Source organism: Azospirillum melinis, from assembly GCF_013340935.1.
Classification (GTDB): Bacteria; Pseudomonadota; Alphaproteobacteria; order Azospirillales; family Azospirillaceae; genus Azospirillum; species Azospirillum melinis.
In genome coordinates, this window is sequence record NZ_WHOS01000001.1 from 314,257 (window position 1) to 339,101 (window position 24,845).

Annotated in this window: 19 protein-coding genes; 13 read left to right on the top strand and 6 right to left on the bottom strand. The window is 67.2% G+C overall.

Going from position 1 to position 24,845, the window contains the following annotated elements; all coding sequences use genetic code 11:
- Positions 1–41 precede the first annotated feature (41 nt).
- Both GBZ48_RS01405 and GBZ48_RS01410 read left to right on the top strand, forming a co-directional pair.
- Entirely contained in the window at positions 42–1,160 is a 1,119-nt protein-coding gene (locus GBZ48_RS01405) for an efflux RND transporter periplasmic adaptor subunit (protein WP_174469340.1), read from the top strand.
- Positions 1,157–4,279, top strand: coding sequence for an efflux RND transporter permease subunit (locus GBZ48_RS01410; protein ID WP_174469341.1), 3,123 nt, complete (start codon positions 1,157–1,159; stop codon positions 4,277–4,279). Before GBZ48_RS01405 ends, GBZ48_RS01410 begins: the two co-directional genes overlap by 4 nt.
- Before the next feature lie 170 nt (positions 4,280–4,449).
- Here the strand turns inward: GBZ48_RS01410 and GBZ48_RS01415 are convergent, their stop codons facing one another.
- The 5 genes from GBZ48_RS01415 to GBZ48_RS01435 form a co-directional block, all read right to left on the bottom strand.
- Positions 4,450–5,604 (bottom strand): acyltransferase family protein, encoded by a 1,155-nt coding sequence (locus GBZ48_RS01415; protein ID WP_174469342.1) that lies wholly within the window; start codon positions 5,602–5,604, stop codon positions 4,450–4,452.
- A gap of 265 nt (positions 5,605–5,869) precedes the next feature.
- Positions 5,870–7,303, bottom strand: a complete 1,434-nt coding sequence (locus tag GBZ48_RS01420; RefSeq protein ID WP_343049088.1) for a sodium:proton antiporter — start codon at positions 7,301–7,303, stop codon at positions 5,870–5,872.
- A gap of 171 nt (positions 7,304–7,474) precedes the next feature.
- Positions 7,475–7,852 (bottom strand): DUF1850 domain-containing protein, encoded by a 378-nt coding sequence (locus tag GBZ48_RS01425; RefSeq protein WP_174469344.1) that lies wholly within the window; start codon positions 7,850–7,852, stop codon positions 7,475–7,477.
- Between the two features lies 1 nt (position 7,853).
- Positions 7,854–9,944, bottom strand: coding sequence for a TRAP transporter fused permease subunit (locus tag GBZ48_RS01430; RefSeq protein WP_174469345.1), 2,091 nt, complete (start codon positions 9,942–9,944; stop codon positions 7,854–7,856).
- 25 nt (positions 9,945–9,969) lie between these two features.
- Entirely contained in the window at positions 9,970–10,944 is a 975-nt protein-coding gene (locus tag GBZ48_RS01435) for a TAXI family TRAP transporter solute-binding subunit (RefSeq protein WP_174469346.1), read from the bottom strand.
- A 346-nt stretch (positions 10,945–11,290) separates the two neighbouring features.
- Here GBZ48_RS01435 and GBZ48_RS01440 point away from each other — a divergent pair, with 346 nt between their 5' ends.
- From GBZ48_RS01440 to GBZ48_RS01475, 8 genes are all read left to right on the top strand, one after another.
- Positions 11,291–11,791 carry a (2Fe-2S)-binding protein gene (locus GBZ48_RS01440; RefSeq protein ID WP_174469347.1) on the top strand — a complete coding sequence of 167 codons (501 nt, stop codon included), beginning with the start codon at positions 11,291–11,293 and terminating at the stop codon, positions 11,789–11,791.
- A gap of 79 nt (positions 11,792–11,870) precedes the next feature.
- On the top strand, positions 11,871–14,261 hold the full coding sequence (locus GBZ48_RS01445; RefSeq protein WP_174469348.1) for a xanthine dehydrogenase family protein molybdopterin-binding subunit: 2,391 nt from the start codon (positions 11,871–11,873) through the stop codon (positions 14,259–14,261).
- A gap of 28 nt (positions 14,262–14,289) precedes the next feature.
- Positions 14,290–15,081, top strand: coding sequence for an FAD binding domain-containing protein (locus GBZ48_RS01450; RefSeq protein WP_174469349.1), 792 nt, complete (start codon positions 14,290–14,292; stop codon positions 15,079–15,081).
- 216 nt (positions 15,082–15,297) lie between these two features.
- Positions 15,298–16,221, top strand: a complete 924-nt coding sequence (locus GBZ48_RS01455; protein WP_174469350.1) for an AAA family ATPase — start codon at positions 15,298–15,300, stop codon at positions 16,219–16,221.
- A gap of 7 nt (positions 16,222–16,228) precedes the next feature.
- Positions 16,229–17,446, top strand: a complete 1,218-nt coding sequence (locus GBZ48_RS01460) for a vWA domain-containing protein (RefSeq protein ID WP_174469351.1) — start codon at positions 16,229–16,231, stop codon at positions 17,444–17,446.
- On the top strand, positions 17,443–17,772 hold the full coding sequence (locus tag GBZ48_RS01465; protein WP_174469352.1) for an XdhC family protein: 330 nt from the start codon (positions 17,443–17,445) through the stop codon (positions 17,770–17,772). Before GBZ48_RS01460 ends, GBZ48_RS01465 begins: the two co-directional genes overlap by 4 nt.
- A complete protein-coding gene (locus GBZ48_RS01470) occupies positions 17,769–18,485 on the top strand; it encodes an XdhC family protein (RefSeq protein WP_174469353.1) in 717 nt (238 codons plus the stop codon). Before GBZ48_RS01465 ends, GBZ48_RS01470 begins: the two co-directional genes overlap by 4 nt.
- Before the next feature lie 126 nt (positions 18,486–18,611).
- Complete coding sequence (locus GBZ48_RS01475; RefSeq protein ID WP_174469354.1) at positions 18,612–20,279, top strand: NTP transferase domain-containing protein; 1,668 nt, start codon at positions 18,612–18,614, stop codon at positions 20,277–20,279.
- Here GBZ48_RS01475 and GBZ48_RS01480 read toward each other — a convergent pair.
- A complete protein-coding gene (locus tag GBZ48_RS01480) occupies positions 20,236–20,934 on the bottom strand; it encodes a type 1 glutamine amidotransferase (protein ID WP_174469355.1) in 699 nt (232 codons plus the stop codon). The genes GBZ48_RS01475 and GBZ48_RS01480 overlap by 44 nt on opposite strands.
- A 180-nt stretch (positions 20,935–21,114) precedes the next feature.
- On the opposite strand from GBZ48_RS01480, the gene GBZ48_RS01485 reads away from it, so the two are divergent.
- The 3 genes from GBZ48_RS01485 (at position 21,115) to GBZ48_RS01495 (ending at position 24,786) form a co-directional block, all read left to right on the top strand.
- The gene (locus GBZ48_RS01485) at positions 21,115–22,629 is read left to right on the top strand and encodes a bifunctional metallophosphatase/5'-nucleotidase (RefSeq protein ID WP_174469356.1); all 1,515 of its coding nucleotides are present in this window, start codon (positions 21,115–21,117) and stop codon (positions 22,627–22,629) included.
- Between the two features lie 109 nt (positions 22,630–22,738).
- The gene (locus GBZ48_RS01490) at positions 22,739–23,782 is read left to right on the top strand and encodes a hypothetical protein (protein WP_174469357.1); all 1,044 of its coding nucleotides are present in this window, start codon (positions 22,739–22,741) and stop codon (positions 23,780–23,782) included.
- A gap of 5 nt (positions 23,783–23,787) precedes the next feature.
- A complete protein-coding gene (locus GBZ48_RS01495) occupies positions 23,788–24,786 on the top strand; it encodes a hypothetical protein (protein WP_174469358.1) in 999 nt (332 codons plus the stop codon).
- Positions 24,787–24,845: the final 59 nt, after the last annotated feature.

Sequence of the window (24,845 nt, forward strand, 5' to 3'; positions counted from 1 at the left end):
GTAACAGTACGATACAGTCCAGTCCAGTGGGGAGACGTGGTATGGCCCTGTTCCGCGAAAGGTGGCTTGCGTCCGCCGTCATGGCGACAACGGCGCTTCTGACGGTGGCGGGCCTGCTTACCGGCTGCAACGAAACGCAGTCCGCCTCCACTCCGGCGGAAGCAGAGGTGCGGCCGGTCCGCGTTGCCACCGTCACGCTGGAACCGCTGGTCGACAGCGTACGCTACCCGGCGGTGATCCGCCCGCGGGTGGAGGCCGATGTCGGCTTCCGCGTCGGCGGCAAGGTGACCGCCCGGCTGGTGGAGGTCGGCACCCGCGTCGAACCCGGCATGCCGCTGGCCCACCTCGACCCCACCGATCTTCAATTGCAGATCCGCGCATCGCAGGCACAGCTCGCCTCGGCGCAGGCCGATGCGGCCAACGCCCGCAGTGATTTCCAGCGCTACGCCAGCCTGCGCCAGGGCGAATGGACCACCCGCCAGGAATACGACCGCCGCAAGACCACGCTGGACAAGGCGGAGTCCAAGGTGCGCGAGGTGGAGGCGCAGCTGCGCGTCCTCGACAACTCCGCCCAATATGCCACGCTGGTCGCTGACGAGGCCGGCATCGTCACCGCGACGCTGATCGAGCCGGGACAGGTCGTCGCGTCCGGCCAGACCGCGCTGCGCGTCGCCCGGCTGGGCAGCCTGGAGGCGGTGGCGAACATCCCCGAGCAGAGCGTCGCCGCCCTGCCCCGCCAGAAACTGGCGGTTGAGCTGTGGTCGCATCCGGGCCAGAGCATCGCCGGCAGCCTGCGCGAGGTCTCGCCGAGCGCCGACGCCAACACCCGGACCTTCCAGGCCAAGATCACGCTGACCGATCCACCGACCACGGTCCAGCTCGGCATGACCGCGACCGTCATCGCCGCCGCCGACCATGGCGCCCCCATCGCCCGCCTGCCGCTGAGCGCTTTGGCACAGCGGGAGCAGAAGCCGGCGGTTTGGGTTCTGTCCGCACCGGACGACCGGCTGGAACTCCGCCCCGTCACCGTTGCCGCCTATGCCGGCGACCTCGCGCTGATCGGAGGCGGGCTTAAGGACGGCGAGCGCGTCGTCACCGCCGGCGTCCACAAGCTCGACGCCGGCCAGAAGGTCCGTGTCTGGACGGAGCCGGCGCGATGAACCACTCCCGCATGAACCTGTCGGCCTGGGCGCTGGCCCACCGCACGCTGGTGCTTTTCATGATGCTCGCCAGCGTGCTGGCCGGGGCGCTCGCCTACAAGACCCTGGGCCGGGCAGAGGATCCGTCCTTCACCTTCAAAGTGATGGTGGTGAGCACCCAATGGCCCGGCGCCACCGCGCGCGAGGTCGAACAGTTCGTCACCGACCGCATCGAGAAGAAGCTGGAGGAGGTCCCCTATTACGACGTCGCCCGCAGCTATTCAAAGCCGGGTGAATCGGTGATCTTCGTCCAGCTCAAGGACTCCACCCCGCCGAAGCTGGTGGCGGACCTGTGGTATCAGGTGCGCAAGAAGATCGGCGACATCCGCCACACATTGCCGGACGGCGTGGTCGGCCCCTTCTTCAATGACGAATTCGGCGATGTCTATTCCGGCATCTACGCCTTCATGGGCGAGGATTTCACCCCTGCCCAGCTGAAGAAGGTGGCCGAACAGGCCCGCGCCCGCCTGCTGAAACTGCCGGGTGTCGAGAAGATCGACCTGATCGCCCCGCAGGAGGAGCGCGTCTATGTCGAGATCTCCAGCCAGCGGCTCGCCAGCTTCGGTCTGCCGGTCGATTCGGTGATCCAGGCACTCCAGCGCGAGAACGCCATCGCCGCGTCCGGGGATGTCGATACCGGATCTCAGCGCGTCTATGTCCGCCTCGATCTCGGCCTCGACACCGCAGCGGCGGTGCGCGCGATTCCGGTCGAAAGCGGCGGCCGGCTGCTGACCATCGGCGACGTGGCGGAGGTCAAGCGCGGCTATGTCGAACCGCGGCGCTACACGCTGCGCTACAACGGTCGCGACGCCATCGGTCTGGGCGTGGTCATGGCGAAGGGCGGCAACGTGCTGAAGCTGGGAGAACATCTCGACGTTGCGATGGAGAAGGTCCGCGCCGAGCTGCCGGTCGGGCTGGAGGTTGCTCAGGTCGCCGACCAGCCGAAGGTGGTCGAACATTCCGTCGGCGAATTCATGGAATCGCTGGCCGAAGCGCTGGGCATTGTCATCCTGGTCAGCCTCGTCAGCCTGGGCTGGCGCACCGGCATCGTCGTGGCGCTGGCGGTGCCGCTGGTGCTGGCGATGACGCTGGTGGCGATGCAAATCCTGCACATCGACCTGCAGCGCATCTCGCTGGGTGCCCTCATCATCGCGCTTGGACTGCTGGTCGACGACGCCATCATCGCGGTGGAGATGATGGTGGTGAAGATGGAACAGGGATGGGACCGGCTGAAGGCCGGCGCCTTCGCCTACACCTCGACCGCCTTCCCGATGCTGAGCGGCACAATCGTCACCGCCGCCGGCTTCGTGCCGGTCGGCTTCGCGGCCTCGGCCGCCGGCGAATACACCAACTCGATCTTCTGGGTGGTGGCGCTGTCGCTGCTGCTGTCCTGGGTGGTGGCGGTGATCTTCACCCCCTATCTCGGTTGGCTGCTGCTGCCCAAGCCCAAGCATGTGGTGCCGGACGGGCACGAGCTGGACATCTACGACACCCGCGCCTACCGCATCCTGCGCGGGATGATCGAGGCCTGCGTGCGGGCACGCTGGGTCACCATCGGCGTGACGGTGGCGGCCTTCGTCACCGCGCTCGTCGGCTTCGGCCATGTCCAGCAGCAGTTCTTCCCGTCTGCCAGCCGGCCGGAGCTGCTGATCGACATCCGGCTTGCCGAAGGTTCCTCCTTCGAGGCGACGGCCGCCGAGGTCAAGCGGATGGAGGCGGTGCTGGCCAAGGACCCGGACGTCGATTACTGGGTCGCCTACACCGGCGGCGGGTCGCCGCGCTTCTACCTGCCGCTCGACCAGCAGTTGGAAACCGCCAACTTCGCCCAGTTCATGGTGATGACCAAGGGGTTGGAGGAGCGCGAGCATTTCATGCAGCGGCTGGAGCCGACGCTGGACTCCGACTTCCCGGCCGCCCGCGTCCGCATCGGCCGCTTGGAGAATGGCCCGCCGGTCGGCTACCCCGTGCAGTTCCGCGTCACCGGCGAGGACCCGGCGACCATCCGCAAGATCGCTTATCAGGTGCGCGACACCATGCGCGCCCACCCCAACACCGCCAACGTCCATCTGGATTGGGACGAGTTGTCGAAGCGCGTCCGTCTGGAGGTGGACACCGCCAAGGCGCGTGCGCTCGGCGTGTCGAAGCAGGATCTGTCCAACGCCCTGCAACTGCTGCTGAACGGCATGTCCGTCACCCAGTACCGCGAGGGCACGGAACTGATAGGCGTCCTGCTGCGCACCACGCCGGAGGAGCGGATGGACCTCTCCCGCCTGGGCGAGCTGAACATCCGCACCAGCCGCGGCACGACGGTGCCGCTCAGCCAGGTCGCCGCCGTGCGCTACGAGCTGGAGGAACCGGTGCTGTGGCGCCGGGCGCGCGAGACGACGATGACGGTCAAGGGCGACGTGACCGGCGGCTTGCAGGCCCCGGTGGTCAGCACCCAACTGAACGGGCAGTTCGACACCCTGCGCGCCACCTTACCAGACGGATATGCCATCACCATGGGCGGCGCCATCGAGGAAAGCGCCAAGGGCCAGGATTCGATCAACGCCATGATGCCGGTGATGCTGCTGATCATGGTCACCACGCTGATGCTGCAATTGCAGAGCTTCTCCCGCGTGTTCATGGTCCTGCTGACCGCTCCGCTGGGTCTGATCGGCGTCACCGCCTCGCTTCTGCTGTTCAACCTGCCCTTCGGCTTCGTCGCCATGCTGGGGGTGATCGCGCTGGCCGGCATCATCATGCGCAACTCGGTCATCCTGGTCGACCAGATCGAGCAGGACATCCGCAGCGGACGGTCGCGCTGGGACAGCATCGTGGAGGCAACGGTGCGCCGCGCCCGCCCCATCGCCCTGACGGCAGCGGCCGCGATCCTCGCCATGATCCCGCTGACGCAGAGCGTGTTCTGGGGACCGATGGCGGTCGCCATCATGGGCGGTCTGGCCGGCGCCACCGTGCTGACGATCTTCTTCCTGCCGGCGCTCTACGCGGCATGGTTCCGTGTACCCCGGCCGGAAAGGGAGGAGGTGGAGGACAGCGGCATCGGCGGCGCGCTGCCGAAGCCGGCGTTGGGGGATTGATGCCCCACTCTTTCGGTCAGGCTTGACCGCGGTCAAGGGTGGCGCGGTTCATCCGTGACAGGGTGGCGCCACAATCGATCTCCCGATTGCATCATCACTGCTGATGAACCTCTTTCGTACTGTGCCTTTGCGCCCGGCGGCCTCAGCCCCCGGGCGCATTTTTTTGGGCGTCAGTCCGCCCGTCTGCCCGCCATCGCCAGCGTCGGCCGGCCGAAGCGCGGTCCGTCCCGCAGAAGGCGCCGGCCGCCGACCTCGATCCGCCGATAGGCCGGGCCGGCCATCAGCAGGCAGGCCGTGACCATCGCCACCAAGAGCGCCATCGACCAGCCGCCCGGCAGCGCCTTGCGGTCATAAATGCCGAGCCCCAGCCCCAGCAGCCGCGTGGTGGCATATTCGACGAAGCCGTGGATCAGGTAGAGCGAATAGGACACCTCCCCCAGCCAGACCAGCGGCCGGACATTCAGCATCCCCGCGGCCCGGCCGTGATTGGCGACAGCCGCCAGGATCAGCAGGGCGAACAGGGGCACGGCCAGCAGGTCCGGCCCGCCGGAGTGCAGGAGCAGCAGGATCGCCACCACCACCCCGGCCATCGTCAGGTCGCTCGACAGCACCGACGCGGCAAGCCCGCTGCGGAAGGCACTGTAGAGCAGAGTGCCCAGCAGGAATTCCGGCAGGCAGCGCAGCAGGGTCTGCGGACCGTCCCACTGGTTCAGATTGTCCTGCGTCGCCCAGGCCAGCGCAAAGAGCGTCGCCAGCGCACCGACCGCCAGCAGGGCCTGCGTCCGGCCGCTCGACCGCCAGACCCAGGGCAGCGCGAAGGGGAAGACCAGATAGGCCATGAACTCCAGGCTGATCGACCAGGCCGGATAATTCCAGCTCAGCATGCTGGCATAAAGGCCCTGGAGCATGAACAGGTTGGCGACCAGGGCCCAGACCGATTCAGCCCCTTTCAGCGGGATTGCCGGGAAGCTGCCGGTGGCGGCGTACTCCACCGCGCGGACTGCCAGCGCCGTCGCCACGAACAGCAGCAGGACCGCCAGATGCAGCGGATAGAGCCGGGCGATGCGCGCCCGCAGGAAGCTCCAGTATTTGTCGCCGACCGAGTCCGTGAAGGTGCCGTGATAGACATGCGTCAGCACAAAGCCGCTGAGCATGAAGAACAGGTCGACGGCCAGATATCCCTTCTGAACCAGATGCGTGTAGCTGTCGGGATGCAGGTTGGGGAAATACTGGAAGCTGTAGTGGTACAGCACCACCCACAAGGCCGCGATGCCGCGCAGCGGGGTCAGGGAGTGGAGGTGGCCGGGGTTGGTCTGCGTGCTCATGGCGCAGGCTCCGGCCGCTCAGACCGATGGAACCTGCCCGCTCGGTGGGATCTGGTCCGAGCAGGATTGCCTGGGCGCGGCCATCGGCCGCCCCGCCTTGAAGCCCGCACCCGTGTTCCAGCCGAGACCCTTCGAAACCACGTCAACCTCCAGCCGTTACGCCGCGCGACACCCGTCCGATGTCGGACGGAAAGGCGGCCCCAGTGCGGGTTAACGGCGGAGGTGACGATTGGTTTCGCCGGCGGCTGTTACAGATTGAGGACCGTTACAGGAAGAAGACCAGCGTGGTGAGCCCCAGCAGGGGCACCAGGATACCGAAGGACCAAGCCATGTAGCCGAAGAAGCTGGGCATGGCAACGCCGCGCTCCTCGGCAATCGCCTTGACCATGAAGTTGGGAGCGTTGCCGATATAGCTGTTGGCACCCATGAACACCGCACCGGCCGAGATGGCGGTCAGCGTCAGCGACAGATCCGTCATCAGCACCTTTGCGTCGCCGCCGGCGGTGTTGAAGAAGATCAGGTAGGTCGGCGCATTGTCGAGGAAACTGGACAGGATGCCGGCCGCCCAGAAATAGGCGGCGGGGTTCGGCTTCCCGCCCTCGTTCACCGCGGAGATGATGGCGCCCAGCGCGCCGTCGGTGCCGGCCCGCAGGATGGCGATGGCCGGAATGATGGTCAGGAAGATGGCGGCGAACAGCTTCGCCACCTCCAGGATCGGCCCCCAGCTGAAACCGTTCAGGCGGCGGCTCTGCTTGCTGGTCAGCGCCAGCGACAGGCCGGTGATGCCAAGCAGCAGCAGGTTCGACACGATGGTCTCCAGCGGCACCGGCACATGGTACAGCGTGACGCCCGTTCCCGGATGCCAGATGCCGCTGAGCAGCACCGCGCCGACGATGGCGATCAGCAGCAGCAGGTTGACGCTGCCCTCGATGCGGATCGGTTCGCGCTCGTGCACGCCCTCGATCAGCGGGTGCTTGCCCGGGTCGCGAGTGTGCAGGAAGAGGTCGAGCGCGAAATAGATCGCCAGCAGCAGGCCCGACAGGAAGGCCATCGGCGCCAGCAGATGCACCGTCGGCCAGAAGAAATCGACGCCCTTCAGGAAGCCCAGGAACAGCGGCGGGTCGCCCAGCGGAGTCAGCGACCCGCCGACATTCGACACCAGGAAGATGAAGAAGACGACCGTGTGGACCTTGTGGCGCCGATGCTCGTTCGCGCGCAGCAGCGGGCGGATCAGCAGCATCGAGGCGCCGGTGGTCCCCATCAGGCTGGCAAGCACGGTGCCCAGCGCCAGCCCGACCGTGTTGGCCATCGGCGTCCCCACAAGCGACCCTGCCAGCCGCACACCGCCCGCGACCGTGAACAGCGCGGTCAGCAGAACGATGAAGGGGATGTATTCCAGCAGGACCGTGTGCAACAGCTCGTAGGTGGCGAGCTCGACCCCGAAGGTCGCGGCGAAGGGAACCAGGAAGGCCAGGGCCCAGGCCGCCGAAATCTTGCCGAAATGATGGTGCCAGACCATCGGCGCCAGCAACGGGAACAGCGCGATCGACAGCAGGATGCCGGCGAAGGGTACCACCCACGCCGCACTCATCAACCGCCCGTCCAGATGCGGCACGCCGGCATGGGCGACCTCCGCCGCCACCTCCGCGGCTTGCACCCCATGCGTGCCCAGCAGCACGCTGCCGACGGCGAGCGTCACGCCGACAGCGGTCGGAAGGATGGATGGGCGGCGTCGGTGCGTGGGAGAATTGATCATCGGTCCGGAAAATAGGCTGACGAAAGGAACGGGAGTATGCGGACTGACGCAGCGTAAGCCAAGCCGGAAGGGGCGGCGACGACACGAACTTTCGTATGCGGGTATGCGCCGGCCCTATGGGCAGGCCCGCAGGGTGATGGCCCGATCCGCCATCCCCGTCCAGCCGGAGAGCGGCCGACAGTTACCGCCCGCACACAGCCGATGCTCTGCGGTGAATCCGGATGCCGCCAGCGTGACGCTGTCCTGCGGCGGCAGGTCCGGCCTCCAGGCCATCCAGCCATCCGCGGTCATCCGGGCATCCGGGCCGGGCTCCATGCCCGCACCGGTGCCGCGGATTCGTGCCTCCACCAGACGCAAGCGTCCCGCATCTATGCTCCACTGCTCCCGCCACTCCGTCTTCTCGATGGAGTGGGTCCAGGACAGGGTGAACGCCGCCCCCGGCAGCGAGGCCAGCAGCGCGCCGCCGAGAGCGAACAGGCAGAGACCGCTCACCTCACGCCGCGGCGGCGGTCGGCACGCTCCGGCGCCGGTGCTGCCACAGCAGGAACAGGACGGTCATGACGAAGGCGGCCTCGTCGGTCAGGGGCAGCGCCACGATGAACAGGAAGGAGGCCGCTGCGGCATAGAGCCGGGCGACCAGAGACAGCGGCGTCCAGAAGAAGCCGATGGTCGCGGCCCCCCACAGGGCGATGGCGACGCAGGCCTTGACGAACACATAGGCCACCGCCAGCCAGCTCCCGCCTTGCAGCACCAGCGCCGGATCATAGACGGCCATGAAGGGCACGACATAGCCCGCCATCGCCACCCGCGTCGCGATCCAGCCGATCTCCATATGGTCGGCCTTGCAGATCGACGAGGCCGCCAGTGCCGCCAGGGCGACCGGCGGGGTCAGGTCGGCCATGATGCCGAAATAGAAGACGAACATGTGGCTGACGATCAGGGGCACGCCCATGGTCAGCAGGGCCGGCGCCGCGATGGACGCGGTGATGATGTAGTTGGCCGTCGTCGGCAGGCCGGTGCCCAGCACGATGCAGGCGATCATCGTCAGCACCAGCGCCGCCAGCAGATTGCCGCCCGACCAGTCGACGATGGTCGAGGCGAAGCTGGACGCCAGCCCGGTCAGCGTCATCATGCCGATCAGCACGCCGACCAGCGCACAGGCGACGCCGACGCCGACCGCGTTCTTGGCGCCGTCGGCGATGCTGTTCACCACCAGCGTAAGCGTCTGCCGGCCGCCCTTGAACAGCAGGCAGGGGATGATGAGCAGCACGACCATGGTGAAGGCCAGATGCTCGGTCCGGAACCCCAGCTTCCAAAGTCCGGCGGCCACCAGCCCGACCGCGACCCAGAAGGCGACGCGCAGCGCCATCGGCCCGATGGTGCCGACGATGGTCGTGCCAAGGATCAGCGCCGCGGTCGCCGCGATGCCGATGACGCCCGCGAACAGCGGCGTGAAGCCGGAGAACAGCAGATAGATCAGCGCCGCCAGCGGCAGGATGAGGTACCAACCCTCCACCACGGCCCGCAGCGCGCTGGGGCACTGGTCCTTGGGCAGCCCGACGAGGTTGCGCATCCCCGCCTCCAGATGGACCATCCAGAAGGCGCTGCCGAAATAGAGGATGGCCGGGATCGCCGCGGCGATGGCGACCTCGCTGTAAGGCACGCCGATGGTTTCCGCCATGATGAAGGCGGCCGCCCCCATCACCGGCGGCATCAACTGCCCGCCCATGCTCGCCGTGGCCTCCACCGCACCGGCGAAGGCTGGGCGATAGCCGAAGCGCATCATCAGCGGGATGGTGAACTGCCCGGTGGTCAGGACATTGGCGACGCCCGACCCGTTGATGGTGCCCATCAGGCCTGACGAGATCACTGCCACCTTCGCCGGTCCGCCCTTGGCGTGGCCGACGAGGCCGAGCGACACGTCGTTGAACAGCTTGATCATGCCGGCGCGTTCCAGGAAGGCGCCGAACAGGATGAACAGGAAGATGTAGCTGGCCGACACGAAGGTCGGCGTGCCGTAAAGCCCCTCCGTCGACAGGTAGAGATTGTCGATCACCTGATCGATGTCGTAGCCACGGTGGGCGAGCCCGAAGGGCAGATGGCGGCCGAACAGGGCGTAGGGGATGAACACCCCGCACATGATCGGCAGCGCCAGCCCCATGATGCGCCGCGCCGCCTCGAACACCAGCGCCACCGCGACGGTGCCGACGATCAGGTCGGTGGTGTTGGGGTCGCCCGCCCGCTGGATCAGCTCGACCTCGAACACGTAATGATACAGGCCGACGCCGAAGGCGGTCAGGCCCAGCAGCCAGTCGTACCAGGGAACCCGTCTGCGCTCCGCCGTCTGGCGGAAGCCGAACAGGGTGAAGGTCATCAGCAGCAGGAAACCGACATGGACCGCCCGCACCACCATGGTGGAGACCGGGTTGAAGGCGGCGGTCCAGATCTGGAAGGCGGAGAAGGCGACGGCGATGGCGAAGACCGCCCGCCCGTCGAACCCTTCGAATGCGGCCACCGTCGCCGGATTTTCCCGGTCAATGGCCTGGCGGATCTCGGAGTCCGCCTGATTTTTCTGTGCGCTCACCACGGCTTCTCCGCCCGTCAGTTTTTTACATTAAGCCCTTTTCCTTGAAGTACTTGATGGCGCCCGGATGCAACGGCACCGGCGACTGGGTGGCGGTCTGGTCGAGCTTGATCTGCTTGGCGGCGACATGCGCGGCGGCCAGCGCGTCGAGATTCTCGAACAGCGTCTTGGTCATCGCATAGGCCGCATCGTCCGACACACCGGAGTGGCTGACCAGCAGGTTGCGGACGGCGGCGGTCGGCACGGCCTCCGTCTGGCCCGGATAGGTGCCGGCCGGGATCGTTTCGGTGATGTAGGCGGCATCGCCGACCTTCTGCACCAATTCGGCTGGAATGCTGACGACGGTGATCTCCTGGGACGAGGACAGATCCTTGATCGCCGCAACGCCGAGGCCGGCGGAAATCAACGTCGCGTCGAGCTGGCGGTTCTTGATCAGATCGACCGACTCGCCGAAGGGCAGATACTCAGTCTTGGCGAAATCCTTATAGGTCAGGCCGGCGGCGCCGAAGATGGCCCGCGCGTTCAGCTCCGTCCCCGACTTCGGTGCGCCGACCGACACCCGCTTTCCCTTCAGGTCGGCCAGCGTCTTGATGCCCGATTCCTTGGCGGCGACGACCTGGATGTAGTTGGGATAGATGGCGGCGATAGTGCGCAGCTTGTCCAGCTTCTGCTTGAAGCCGACCTCCTCGTTGCCCTTCCAGGCATCGCTCAGCGAATCGCCCAGCGTAAAGCCGATCTCGCCGCGCCCGGCCTGGAGCAGGTTGAGGTTCTCGACCGACGCCTTGGTCGCCTGCGCCGTCACCTTCGCCCCCGGCAGCGCCTTGCCGTACACGTTGGAAAGCGCCACTCCCAGCGGGTAATAGACGCCGCTGGTGCCGCCGGTCAGAACGGTGATGAAGGTCTCCGCCTGCGCCGGAAGTGCGGCGAGGCCAAGGCTGACGCCGAGGCCGGCAGCCGTGCACAGGGCCAGGACGCGACGCTTCACAGATGGGCGATTCATGGTGGCTCTCCCCGTCATCATTGCCGTGCCCGGATCGTTGCCGGGCGGATTTATTTGTGGACCCACAGAGCGTGGGCAGCCCCAACCCACTGTAACGCGCCACAAAATTGCGCGCCAGTACGTACAATCCGACATAACGATGGTTGCAATGCCATTCTTTCGGCCAAGCCATGCACAGGCTCCTTGACCTCGAAGGGCAGAGACCCCCTATCCTTGTGGCACAGGACCGCCGACCGAAGCGGACACCACCATGGCTTCGGCCGACGGCGCGTCAATCGACAGTGATAAGTGCCAACTGCACGCCATACGACTGCAAGCCAGACTTCAGCCAGCGGGAGGAAATCCGATGTCCTGTACCGTTTCGATGACCGTCAATGGCAAGACGGTCTCGCGCGAGGTGGAGGAGCGCACCCTGCTCGTCGCCTTCCTGCGCGAGCATCTTGGCCTGACGGGCACCCATGTCGGCTGCGACACCAGCCAATGCGGCGCCTGCGTCGTCCATGTCGACGGCCGGTCGGTCAAATCCTGCACCACGCTGGCCGTCCAGGCCAACGGGGCGGATGTCACGACCATCGAAGGTCTGGCAGCGTCCGACGGCACGCTGCACCCGATGCAGGCCGCCTTCCGCGAACATCACGGTCTGCAATGCGGCTTCTGCACGCCGGGCATGGTGATGAGCGCTGTCGATCTGGTCCGCGAGAACCCTAGCCCAACCGAGGCTGACATCCGCGAAGGGCTGGAGGGCAACATCTGCCGCTGCACCGGCTACCACAACATCGTCAAGGCGGTGAAAGCGGGTGCCGAAGCGATGGCCGGAGCACGGGCAACGCCGGTCGCGGCCGAATAAGGGCGAATCGCCCAAAGCAGAAAAGATTGCAGTTCAGGCATTTCCGCATCTTCAGCGTTCCTGTGGGAGGAAACACGAGATGGCGAACCCCAATGGCATCGGCGCCTCTGTGCGCCGGCGCGAAGACCAGCGTTTTCTGACCGGCCGCGGCAATTACACCGACGATTTCAAGCGCCTGAACATGACCCATGCGGTCCATGTGCGCTCACCCTACGCCCACGCCCGCATCCTGGGCATCGACTTCACGGACGCGGCAGCGATGCCGGGCGTGGTCGCCGTGCTGACCGGGGCCGACATGGAAGCCGACAAGGTCGGCAGCCTGCCCTGCGGCTGGCAGATCCATTCCAAGGACGGCTCGCCGATGAAGGAGCCGCCGCATTACCCGCTTGCGCGCGACCGCGTGCGCTATGTCGGCGATGCGGTGGCGGTGGTGATCGCCGAGACCCGCGAGCAGGCGCGCGACGCCGCCGAGATGGTGGTGGTCGATTACGAGGAACTGCCGGCGGTGGGGTCCTCCACCCGCGCGGTCGCCGGCGGTGCGCCGCTGGTCCATGACGATGCGCCGGACAATGTCTGCTATGACTGGCATCTGGGCGACAAGGCCGCGACGGATGCCGCCTTCGCCAATGCCGCCCATGTCGCGAAGATCGATCTGGTCAACCAGCGTCTGGTCCCGAACGCGATGGAACCGCGGGCGGCGATGGGCGAGTACGAACAGTCGAACGGCGAATACACGCTGACCACCACCAGCCAGAACCCGCATGTCACCCGCCTGCTGATGGGCGCCTTCGTGCTGGGCATTCCCGAACACAAGCTGCGGGTGGTGGCCCCCGACGTCGGCGGCGGCTTCGGGTCGAAGATCTTCCATTACGGCGAGGAGGCCGTCGTCACCTGGGCGGCGCGCAAGGTCGGCCGGCCGGTGAAATGGACCGCCGACCGTTCCGAAAGTTTCCTGACCGACGCCCATGGCCGCGATCACGTCAGCCACGCTGAACTGGCGATGGATGCCGACGGCAATTTCCTGGCACTGCGCGTCTCGACGCTGGCCAATCTCGGCGCCTATCTGTCCACCTTTGCGCCGTCGATCCCGACCTACCTCTACGCCACGCTGCTGGCCGGCCAGTACAAGACCCCGGCGATCTATGCCGAGGTCAAGGCGGTCTTCACCAACACCGCTCCCGTCGATGCCTATCGCGGTGCCGGCCGGCCCGAGGCCTGCTATCTGATCGAACGGATCGTCGATGTCGCAGCCGGCGTGGTCGGCATGGACAAGACCGAGATCCGCCGCCGCAACTTCGTGCCGAAGGAGGCGATGCCCTACCAGACGCCGGTGGCGCTGCAATACGACACCGGCGATTTCGCCAAGAACCTGGACATCGCCCTGCCGCTGGTCGACTACCCCGGCTTCCAGCAGCGCCGCGCCGAATCGAAGGCGCGCGGTAAGCTGCGCGGCATCGGATTCGCGACCTACATCGAAGCCTGCGGCATCGCGCCCAGCAATGTCGCCGGCGCGCTCGGTGCTCGCGCAGGACTTTATGAATGCGCGGAAGTCCGTTTCCATCCAACGGGTTCGGTGACGGTCTTCACCGGCGCTCACAGCCACGGCCAGGGCCATGAGACCACCTTCGCCCAGATCGTGGCGGAGCGCTTCGGCATCCCGATCGAGAATGTCGAGATCGTCCACGGCGACACCAACAAGATCCCCTTCGGCATGGGCACCTACGGTTCGCGCTCGCTCGCGGTCGGCGGGTCGGCCCTGGTGAAGGCGATGGACAAGGTGGAGCGCAAGGCGAAGAAGATCGCCGCCCATATGCTGGAGGCCGCCGAGACCGACATCGAGGTCAAGGAAGGCCGCTTCACCGTCGCCGGCACCGACAAGAGCCTGGGCATCGGCGACATCGCCCTGCAGGCCTACGTCCCGCACAATTTCCCGCTCGACGAACTGGAACCGGGGCTGGACGAGCAGGCCTTCTACGACCCGAAGAACTTTACCTATCCCAACGGCTGCCATGTCTGCGAGCTGGAGATCGATCCGGATACCGGCGTCACCACCATCGTCAGCTTCGCCGCGGTGGACGATTTCGGCAACGTCATAAACCCGCTGATCGTCGAGGGGCAGGTGCATGGCGGCCTGGTCCAGGGCATCGGACAGGCGCTGTACGAGAACTGCGTCTATGACGAGGAGTCGGGCCAGCTCGTCACCGGCTCCTACATGGACTATTGCATGCCGCGGGCGGACGATGTCCCATCCTTCACCGTGCGCTATCACGAGGACCAGCCCTGCACCCACAATCCGCTGGGCGTGAAGGGTTGCGGCGAGGCCGGGACCATCGGCGCCGCCGCCGCCGTGATAAACGCGGTGGTGGATGCGCTGTCGGACTATGGCATCACCCACATGGACATGCCGGCGACGCCGGAGAAGGTCTGGCGGGTGATCCGCGACGCCACTCCCGCCATGGCGGCGGAATAAGACGGCCGAAGAAGAAGGAGGCTAGAGAATGTACGCGTTCACGTACCAACGGCCGACATCGCTTGCCGACGCGGCGACCGCCATCCAGGCGGAAGAGGCCAAGCTGCTGGGCGGCGGCCAGACCCTGCTGCCGACGCTGAAACAGCGCCTCGCTCGTCCCACCGACCTGATCGATCTCGGCGCCATTCCGGAACTGAAGGGCATCCGCGAGGCCGATGGAGGGTTGGAGATCGGCGCCTTCACCCGTCATGCGGAGGTCGCCCATTCCGACCTCGTCAAGCGGGTCATCCCGGCGCTGGCGAGCCTCGCCGAGGGCATCGGCGACCGTCAGGTCCGCAACATGGGCACGATGGGCGGCTCCATCGCCAACGCCGACCCTTCTGCCGACTACCCGTCGGCCGTGGTGGCGCTCAAGGCCACGGTGACCACCGACCGCCGGACCATCGCCGGTGACGATTTCTTCACCGGCATGTTCGAAACCGCGTTGGAGCCGGGCGAGATCCTCAAGTCGGTCCGCTACTCCCGGCCGGACAAGGCGGCCTACGCCAAATTCCGCAACCCGGCCAGCCGCTACGCCATCGTCGGCGTCTTCGTCGCGAAGTTCGGCGCGGAGGTGCGGGTGGCGGTGACCGGCGCCGCCGGCTCCGTCTTCCGCGCCACCGCGTTCGAGACGGCGCTGGCTGCCGACTTCCGTGCCGAAGCCTTGAACGGCCTGTCGGTGGAGGCCGACGGCCTGAACGCCGACATCCACGCCAGCGCCGACTACCGCGCCCACCTCGTCACCGTGATGGCGAAGCGCGCGGTGGAAGCGGCGGGGTGATCGGGAAAGTCCCCTCTCCCCCCCGGGGAGAGGGTTAGGGTGAGGGGGATGCGTTGCGTGGAGCATCCAAGCAATGCAAAGTCCCTCACCCGGCGCCCTTGGCGCCACCCTCTCCCCGAGGGAGAGGGTCTGCCCCCCTCACCCGGTCGGCTTCGCCGCCCGACCTCTCCCCAGGGGGGAGAGGCGGATTTGCAGGCCAGCCCCAAAAGGCCTTCGATGACCACCTCCCTTCCCGCCTCCGTCGATGAAACGCTGGCGCTACTCACCCGCGGCAATTACGTCGCGGACCGCTCGCTGGCGACCGCGCTGTTCCTGGCGCTGAAGCTCAAGCGCCCGTTGTTCCTGGAGGGCGAGGCCGGGGTCGGCAAGACGGAGATCGCCAAGGTCCTGTCGGCGACGCTCGGCCGCAAGCTGCTGCGGCTGCAATGCTATGAGGGGCTGGACGCCTCGTCCGCCGTCTATGAGTGGAATTATGCCCGCCAGATGATGGAAATCCGGCTGGCGGAGGCATCCGGCGGGCAGGACCGCGAATCGCTGGCCGCCGACCTGTTCTCCGAACGCTTTCTGGTCAAGCGTCCACTGCTCCAGGCACTGGAACCGGACCTTGCCGGACCGCCGGTGCTGCTGATCGACGAGCTGGATCGCACCGACGAACCGTTCGAGGCCTATCTGCTGGAGATCCTCTCCGACTACCAGGTCTCGATTCCCGAATTCGGCACCGTTCATGCGCCGGAGCCGCCCATCGTCATCCTCACCTCCAACCGCACGCGCGAGATCCACGACGCGCTGAAACGGCGCTGCTTCTACCATTGGGTCGATTACCCCGGCGCCGCGCGGGAGCGGGAGATCCTGTCGGTTAAGGCTCCGCAGGCCGATGCCCGGCTGGCGGCCCAGGTGGTCGGCTTCGTCCAGACCCTGCGTGGCATGGACCTCTACAAGGCGCCGGGCGTGGCCGAGACGCTCGACTGGGCGCAAGCGCTGGTCGAGCTGAACCAGCTGGAACTTGAGCCCTCCGTCATCAACGACACGCTGGGCACGCTGCTGAAATACCAGGACGACATTGCCCGCATCCAGGGCAGCGAGGCGGCGCGCATCCTGACCCAGGTCAAGACCGAGCTGGCCGCCACCACCGCCCGGTGAGCGCATCATGACGGACGACGCGCCGGCCGGACGCCTCACCCTCAACCTGATGCATTTCGCCCGCGCCCTGCGCGCCGCCGGCCTGCCGGTCGGGCCGGGCAAGGTCTTGCAGGCAGTCGAGGCGGTGGAGGCGGTCGGCCTGTCCAACCGCACCGACTTCTATTGGGCGCTGCACGCCATCTTCGTGAACCGCCACGACCAGAGCGAGCTCTTCGACCAGGCCTTCCACGTCTTCTGGCGCAACCCCGACATCCTGAAGAAGATGATGTCACTGATGCTGCCGAAGGTGCGGACGGAGGCGCCGCCCGACCAGCCGGAAATGGCCCAGCGCCTCGCCGAGGCCCTGCACGGCAGCGGCACCGAACAGGAGGAGCCGGAAAAGACGGAGATCGAGATCGATGCCTCCTTCACCGTCTCCGCCGCCGAGCGCTTGCAGGACAAGGACTTCGAGAAAATGACGGGGGAGGAGATGGCGCAGGCCAAGCGCCTGCTGACCCGTCTCTCCCTGCCGCTGGCGGAGGTCACCACACGGCGCCACCGCCCCGACCCGATGGGACCGCGGGTGGACCCGCGAGCCACGCTGCGGCGGATGCTGCGCAGCGGCGGCGACCTGTCGGACCTCGCCCGCAAGCGCCGCCGCACCCGGCCGCCGCCGCTGGTGGTGCTGTGCGACATTTCCGGTTCGATGACCCGCTATTCGCGGATGCTGCTGCATTTCATGCATGCGGTCACCAACGACCGCGACCGGGTGTACAGCTTCGTCTTCGGCACGCGGCTGACCAACATCACCCGCCACCTGCGGCACAAGGACGTCGATGTGGCGCTGGACGCCGTGTCGGGAGCGGTGGCCGACTGGTCGGGCGGCACACGGATCGGCACCGCACTGCACGCCTTCAACCGGACCTGGGCGCGCCGGGTGCTGGGCCAGGGTGCGGTGGTACTTCTCATTACCGACGGGCTGGACAGGGATGCAGGGGAAGGGCTTGCGGCAGAGGCCGAACGGTTGCACAAAAGCTGTCGGCGGCTCGTCTGGCTGAATCCTTTGTTGCGCTGGGAAGGCTTTGCGCCGAAATCCTCAGGCATCCGGGCGTTGCTGCCGCATGTGGACGATTTTCGTGCGGCCCACAGCCTGAACAGCCTCGCGGATCTGGCCGGCGCCTTGTCGGCCGACGGTCCGCGTCGTAGTCCGGGCTTGCGCCGCTGGTTGAAGGAGGCGGCGGGATGAACGACACCCTGATGGCGGACAACATCGTGGAACAGGCGGCCGCATGGCGGACAGCCGGCCGCAGGGTGGCCCTGGCGACCGTCGTGTCGACCTGGGGCTCCTCGCCGCGGCCGGTCGGCAGCCAGATGGCGGTCGACGACCGCGGCTCCATGGCCGGTTCCGTGTCCGGCGGCTGCATCGAAAGCGCCGTGGCGCATGAGGCGGCCAAGACGATGGAGGACGGCGAACCGCGTCTGCTGTCCTTCGGCATCACCAACGAAATGGCCTGGGAAGTCGGGCTGGCCTGCGGCGGACAGGTGCAGGTCTATGTCGAGGCCGTGGAATGAAACGCGAAATTCTGGACCGGCTGCTCGCGGCGAAAGCCGATGCAATTCCGGCTGCCCTGGTGACCGATCTTAACAGCGGCCTCCAGACGCTTGTTTTTGAAGACACCGTGCATGGCGGCTTCGGGCTGGAGCCCGACCTGCTGGACGAGGTGCGCCGGCGCATCCGCCAGGATCGTTCCGGCATGCTGGTCGATCCGCAGGACGAGGACGGCTTCCGGCTGTTCGTGCATGTCCACAATCCGGCCATGCGCCTGTTGATCGTCGGCGCCGTGCACATCGCGCAGGCTCTGGCCCCGGTGGCGGCGCTGACCGGCTATGACGTGACGGTGATCGACCCGCGCGGTGCCTTCGCCACCGAGGCGCGCTTCCCCGGCGTGAAGCTGAACCACCTTTGGCCGGACGAGGCGCTGGCCGAACTGAAGCCCGACGTCCGCACCGCGGTGGTTACGCTGACGCACGACCCGAAGCTGGACGACCCGGCGCTGATCGCCGCCCTGCGGTCCCCCGCCTTCTATGTCGGTGCGCTGGGCAGCAAGCGCACCCACGCCCTGCGCCTCGACCGCTTGCGCGACGAGGGGCTGAGCGAGGTCGAGGTGAAGCGCATCCGCGGCCCGGTCGGGCTGTCGATCGGCGCCGTCACCCCGGCTGAGATCGCCATTGCGATCATGGGGCAGATCACCTGCGTGCGGCGGGGCGAGACTCATCCCTGTTGAGGCCTGAGGACCGGGGTGGAGGAGCCATAAAAGCCTTCCCCACCCCACACCTTCCGCCCATTGCCCGGCTCCGGCCCGCTTGCCATATCCGTGGGCACACATCGTCCGTGCCCATCCGGAGCCCCCATGTTCTTCGGCCCGCTTCCCCTGTCCGACGCCGAGGGCGCGATTCTCGCCCATTCGTTGCGCCTGGGTGCCATCGCCTTCAAGAAGGGCCGTCGGCTGTCGGCCGATGACCTCAAAGCCCTGCGCGAGGCCGGCATCGCCGAGGTGATCGCCGCCAAGCTGTCCGACAACGACATCGGCGAGGATGCCGCCGCCACCCGCATCGCCACCGCCGTGGCGGGCGCCGCCGTCCAGGTCGCCGCCGCCTTCACCGGCCGGGTCAACCTGTTCGCCGAAGCGCACGGCCTGCTGCGCCTCGCCCCGTCCCGCATCGACGCGATCAACGAGATCGACGAGAGCGTCACCATCGCCACCCTGCCCGACTTCGCCCCGGTCGAGCCCGGACAGATGCTGGCCACCGTCAAGATCATCCCCTTCGCCGCTCCCGCCATCGCGGTGGAGCAGGCGGAGCGGATCGCCACCGACGGACCGCCCCCGCTGGCCGTCCTGCCCTACCGCCCGCTGTCGGTGGCGCTGATCCAGACACGGCTTCCGGGGGTGAAGGACAGCGTTCTCGACAAGACCGTCGCCGTGACGCGGGACCGGGTCGAGGCCATCGGCGGCACGCTGATCCATGACTCGCGCTGCGCCCATGACGAGGCGGCGCTGGCGGCGCAGATCGCCGGGGCGCCGGTGGCCGACCTGCTGCTGATCGCCGGCGCCTCCGCCATTACCGACCGCCGCGACGTGCTGCCGGCGGCCATCGAGCGGGCCGGCGGCGTGGTGGAGCATTTCGGCATGCCGGTCGATCCCGGCAACCTGCTGCTGCTGGCGAGGCGTGATGGCAAGCCGGTGCTGGGGCTGCCGGGCTGTGCGCGCTCGCCCAAGCTGAACGGCTTCGACTGGGTATTGCAGCGCATCGCCGCCGGCATTCCGCCCAGCCGGGCCGAGGTGATGCGGATGGGCGTTGGCGGGCTGCTGGCCGAGATCCCGACGCGCCCCCTGCCCCGCGCCGGCGTTTCGCCGGAAACGCCCCGCGCCCCGCGCGTCACGGCGCTGGTGCTGGCCGCCGGCCGCTCCAGCCGCATGGGGCCGACCAACAAGCTGCTGGCGGAGGTCAACGGCGCGCCGCTGGTCGCCCGTGCCGTCGATGCGGCCCTCGCCTCGCAAGCCGCCACCGTCATCGTGGTCACCGGCCACCAGGGGGAAAGCGTGGCACGGGCACTGGCCGACCGGCCGGTCACCTTCGTCCACAATCCCGCATTCGCCGAGGGGCTCAGCAGTTCGCTGCGCGCCGGTCTGGCCGCGGTACCGAGCGAATCCGACGCCGTGGTCGTCTGCCTGGGCGACATGCCGCGGGTGGCGTCCGCCGTGATCGACCGGCTGATCGCGGCCTACAGCCCGCTGGAAGGCCGTGCGATCTGCATCCCCACCACCCATGGCAAGCAGGGCAATCCGGTGCTGTGGGATCGCGCCTTCTTCACGGAGATGGCGGCGCTGAGCGGCGATGCCGGAGCGAAGCGGCTGATCGGCCAGCATGCCGACCGGCTGTGCGAAGTGCCGGTCGACGATGCCGGCATCCTCTACGACATCGATACCCCCGACCTTCTGGCCCGCTTCACCGAGGTTACCGACAGTGGACCGGTCAGCGCGCCAGATCCAGCCAGCGCCGGGTCATCGCACGGGTGAAGTTTTCCGCCACCGGCAGATGGGTGGCGATCAAGACTTCCAGACCGTGCAGCATCTCCGCATTGCTCTGCCGCGCCTCTTCCCGGATGCGCGACGCCCAGCCACGCAGGATGTCGCCGGTGGCCTCCGGATGGAACTGGAAGGCATAGGTGGCGCGACCGAGGCGGAAGGCCTGACGGTCGCAGGCTTCGCTGTAAGCCAGCGGTACAGCGCCCTCGGGAAACTCGAAGGTGTCGTAATGCCACTGGGCGAGATTCAGTTCGGAACCGAAACCGCCAAGCAGCGGGTCGTCCTGCGCCCCGTCGGTCAGGCTGACGCGGTGGATGCCCAGTTCCGGAATGGTGTGGCGGTAGACCTTGGCGCCATAGGCGCGGGCCGCCAGCTGCGCGCCCAGGCAGATGCCCATCACCGGCCGGTCGGCCTCGGTGAAGTCGCGGATCGACTCCATCACCCGGCCGAAATGCGGCCCCTTCTCATCGTCCCAGGCGTCCTGCGGACCGCCCAGCACCACCAGTCCGGCATAGCCGTCCTTGTCGGGGATCGCCTCCCCCTCGTTGGCGGCAATTGTGTGGAGGGTGGCGCCGTTGTCGGTCAGCGCATCGCCCACCAGACCGATGGGGGCGGTACGGCTGTTCTGAACCACCAGGATGCGCATGGGTCTGCTCGGCTCGCGTCGTTGGTAGGGCTGTCATGAAGTTGTGAGACCGTCGCGGGCAGAGTTCAAGCCACAGCTTTTCCCAACCGCATGCGCCGATATGCAAAGCCGCTATGCGCCGCGACAAAAAGCTGGTCTAGAGTGCGCAAGGCACCCTCGTTCCGCCGGAGGTTCGTTCAGATGCTGTCCCGCACCCGTCTCGTCGCAGCACCGCTGTTCGCCATCATGCTCGGCGCCGCCCTGCCCGCCTGGGCGCAAAGCGGCACGCTGACCTTCCTGCACGTCAACGACGTGTATGAGATAGCGCCGGTGAAGGGACAGGGCGGGTTCGGGCCACTGATGACCCTGCTGAAGCGCGAACGCGCGGCCGCCCCCGATGCGGTCACCACGGTCGGCGGCGATTTCCTGTCGCCCTCGCTGCTGTCCGGCACGACGCGCGGCGAGCAGATGATCACGCTGTTCAACACCATCGGCGTCGATGCGGTGACCTTCGGCAACCATGAATTCGACTTCGGTCCCGACCTGCTGAAGCAGCGCATGGCCGAATCGAAATTTCCGTGGATCGGCACCAATGTGCGGTCGGCCGACGGCTCCGCCTTCGCCAGCACAGTGCCGAGCTGGACCCGGACCATCGACGGCATCACAGTCGGCTTCCTCGGCCTGATCACCCCCGACACCGCCCGGCTGTCGAGCGCCGGGCCGAGCCTCGACTTCCCGCCGGTGCTGGAAACGGCGGCAGCGACGGTGAAGGAGTTGCGGGCGAAGGGAACGTCGGTCGTGGTGGCGCTGACCCACCTGACCATCGAGGAGGACCGCGAACTGGCGTCCAAGGTCAAGGGCATCGACCTGATCCTGGGCGGCCACGACCACGACCCGATCAGCTTCTATGAGGGGTCCACCCTGATCCTGAAGGCGGGGCACGACGCACAGTATCTCGGCGTCGTGAAACTCGCGGTCGAAACGAAAGATGCCGGCAAGGGTCCGGCGACCACCACCGTCCCGACGGAATGGCGCTTCGTCACCACCGCCGGCGTCGCCCCCGATCCGGAGGTCGAGACGGTGGTGGAGGGCTACACCAGGCGGCTCGACAGCGATCTGGCGGCGGTGATCGGCACCACGACCACGGAACTCGACAGCCGCAAGGATGTGGTGCGCAGCCGCGAGGCCAGCATGGGCAACCTGATCGCCGATGCCCTGCGCGACACACTGAAGGCCGACGTCGCCATCACCAACGGCGGCGGCATCCGCGCCGACGCGCTGCATCCCGCCGGGTCCAAGCTGACCCGCAAGGACATCTTCGCCGAACTGCCCTTCGGCAATGTCGGCGTGCTGGTGGAGATGTCCGGTCAGGATCTGATCTCCACCCTCGAACATGGCGTCAGCAAGGTGGAGGAGAAGGCAGGCCGCTTCCCGCAGGTTTCCGGCCTGACCATGACCTATGACCCGAAGGCGCCGGCCGGGCGGCGGGTGACCTCGATCATGGTCGGCGGCAAGCCGGTCGACCCGCAGGCGACCTACCGCGTCGCCACCAACGATTACATGCTGAAGGGTGGCGACGGCTATGCCGCCTTCCCGCGCTCCAAAGTCATCGTCGATGCGTCGGGCGCGGTGCTGCTGGCAACCATCGTGATGAACTACGTCGAGGCCAAGAAAACGGTGGCTCCGGCGGTGGACGGCAGGATCGTGGCAAAATAACGCAGCAGCCGGGACATTATAGTGCCCTGGGCCGTCACTCCGTTGCGCGGGGTGGGCATTTCCCTTTAGGGTAGCCCGTCCGCCCTACATCCGCGCCGAAGGCCGCCGCATGTCCGACACCCTGCCCGCCCGTTCCAACGACTTCGCCCAGACCTTCAACACCGCCCATGGCGAAGCCGGGCTGGGCCGGGTGTCGATCGCGCACATCCTGCAGCGCGTCCAGACCGATCCGAATTTCCTGTTCAGCCAGGAGTTCCGCCAGGGCGCCGGACAATGCCCGTTCCATGCCGGCAAGACCGACGGCACTGCCGAAGGAACGGCCGCAATCCCGCAGGACGATGCCGACAAGGTGGCCGTCAACAGCCTGCTGGCCCTGCTGTTCAACCGGCTGCGCGACCACATCGCCGGCAAGCTGCCCTTCGATGCGGATGGGCGGCCGATGCTCCCCATCCCGCCGCGCTCGCCGCATGGGCTGGACCCGGCCGACCGCGCCGCCATGGCCGCGGCGGCGCCGGACGTGTTCTGCTCGGTCCTGCGCGACGCGACCTGCCATCTGCTGGACGGGCTGATCACCGGCTGGGCCGTTGATCTGGTGCGGGAGGAGGAGTATTTCCGCTCCCAGGGCTCGGGCGAGATCTCGCTGGAGGCGGCGGCGACCTTCGTCCTGCGCACAGTGCTGGAACATTCGTCGCTCTACCAGCGCGCCGGATACGACATGCTGTCGATCACCAAGACCGGCAGCCACACCGCCATCCACATCTGCTGGGCGATGGTGGAGGCCGCACCGCTGCTGGTGCCGGGACAGGACGCCGCCTTCTACGACGACCTCGTCCACCGCAGCCTCAAGCAGATCGTGCCGCTGTCGATGTCCAGCCTGGGCATGCTGGTCCATTACATGGAGGAAAGCGGGATCGAGCCGCCCGACGGGCTGGCGGTGCACCGGCTGCCCAAAGACCAGAAGGCCTTCATTCTGGACGCCAACGGGCTGATCCGGCTGAACGCCGATCCAATCGTCACCTTCGCCAAGCCGGGCGAGCGCTATTACACCGGCTGCCCGGCCTTCTACACCACCAACCTGATCAAGCTGTATCTCGACATCGTCGCCGGGCTGGCGCTCGACTACTCCGTCTACGACCGCCTGCAGGAGGGTTGAGCCCGATGGCCCGCACCAATGACTTCGCCCTGACCTATGCCGGCGCGCATGAGGAGGCCGGGATGACCCGGATCAACCTCGCGCCGATCCTGCACCGCATCGCCGAAGACCCGAACTACCTGCTCAGCGAGGAACTGCTGACGCTGGCCGGCCACTGCCCGGCCCATGCCGACACCCGCAAGGAGGATTTCGAGAAGGTCGCGATCAACACGCTGCTCGGATTCCTCTATGTCGATTTGCGGGAGCACATCATCGCCCGCATGCCGCTGGACGATAACGGTCATCTGCGGCTGTCCACCCCGCCGGAGTCGCCGCACGGGCTGGATTTCGCCGATCCGGACGGCCTGACCGCCGCCGATCCCGACCGCATGGTCGGCTTCCTGCGCGATTCCGTCTGCCACCTGCTCGACGCCATCATCAAGGATTGGGCGATCAAGGTGATGGTGGAGGAGGACCGCTGCCGGACGGAGGGGACCATCACCGACATGGCTGCCGCCGGCTATGTGCTGGGCCGCGAATTGCAGAAGTCGGTGCTGCACGGCCCGTCCGGCTACGACATTCTGTCCATCACCAAGACCGGCAGCCATACCGCGCTCCATGTCTGCTGGAATCTGGTGGAAGCCGCACCGCTGCTGCGGCCGGGGCTGGAGGCGGCAGCCTACGACGACCTCGCCCGCCGCAGCCTGAAGCAGGTGCTGCCGCTGGCCATGGGCAGCCTGGGCATGCTGTGCCAGTTCATGGCGGCGGGAAAGATCGAGGCCGACGACCATCAGGCCATCCATCCGTTGCGCACCGACCAGTCGGCCTTCCTCTACGATCCGGACAAGGACCTGATCGTGCTCAACACCGACCTGATCGAGCCGACCGCGATGGCGGGAGAGCGCCATTACACCGGCTGTCCGGCCTTCTACGCCAACGGCCTGATCAACCTGTACATGGAAATCGTGCTGACGCTGGCCGCCCAGTACGGCATGTATGTGCGGCTGCAGGACAGGGTGGCGTGACCCGTTTCTCGCAATGGGGTTCTTGACGGAACGCCGACCATGCCTATGTTGGCGTTCCG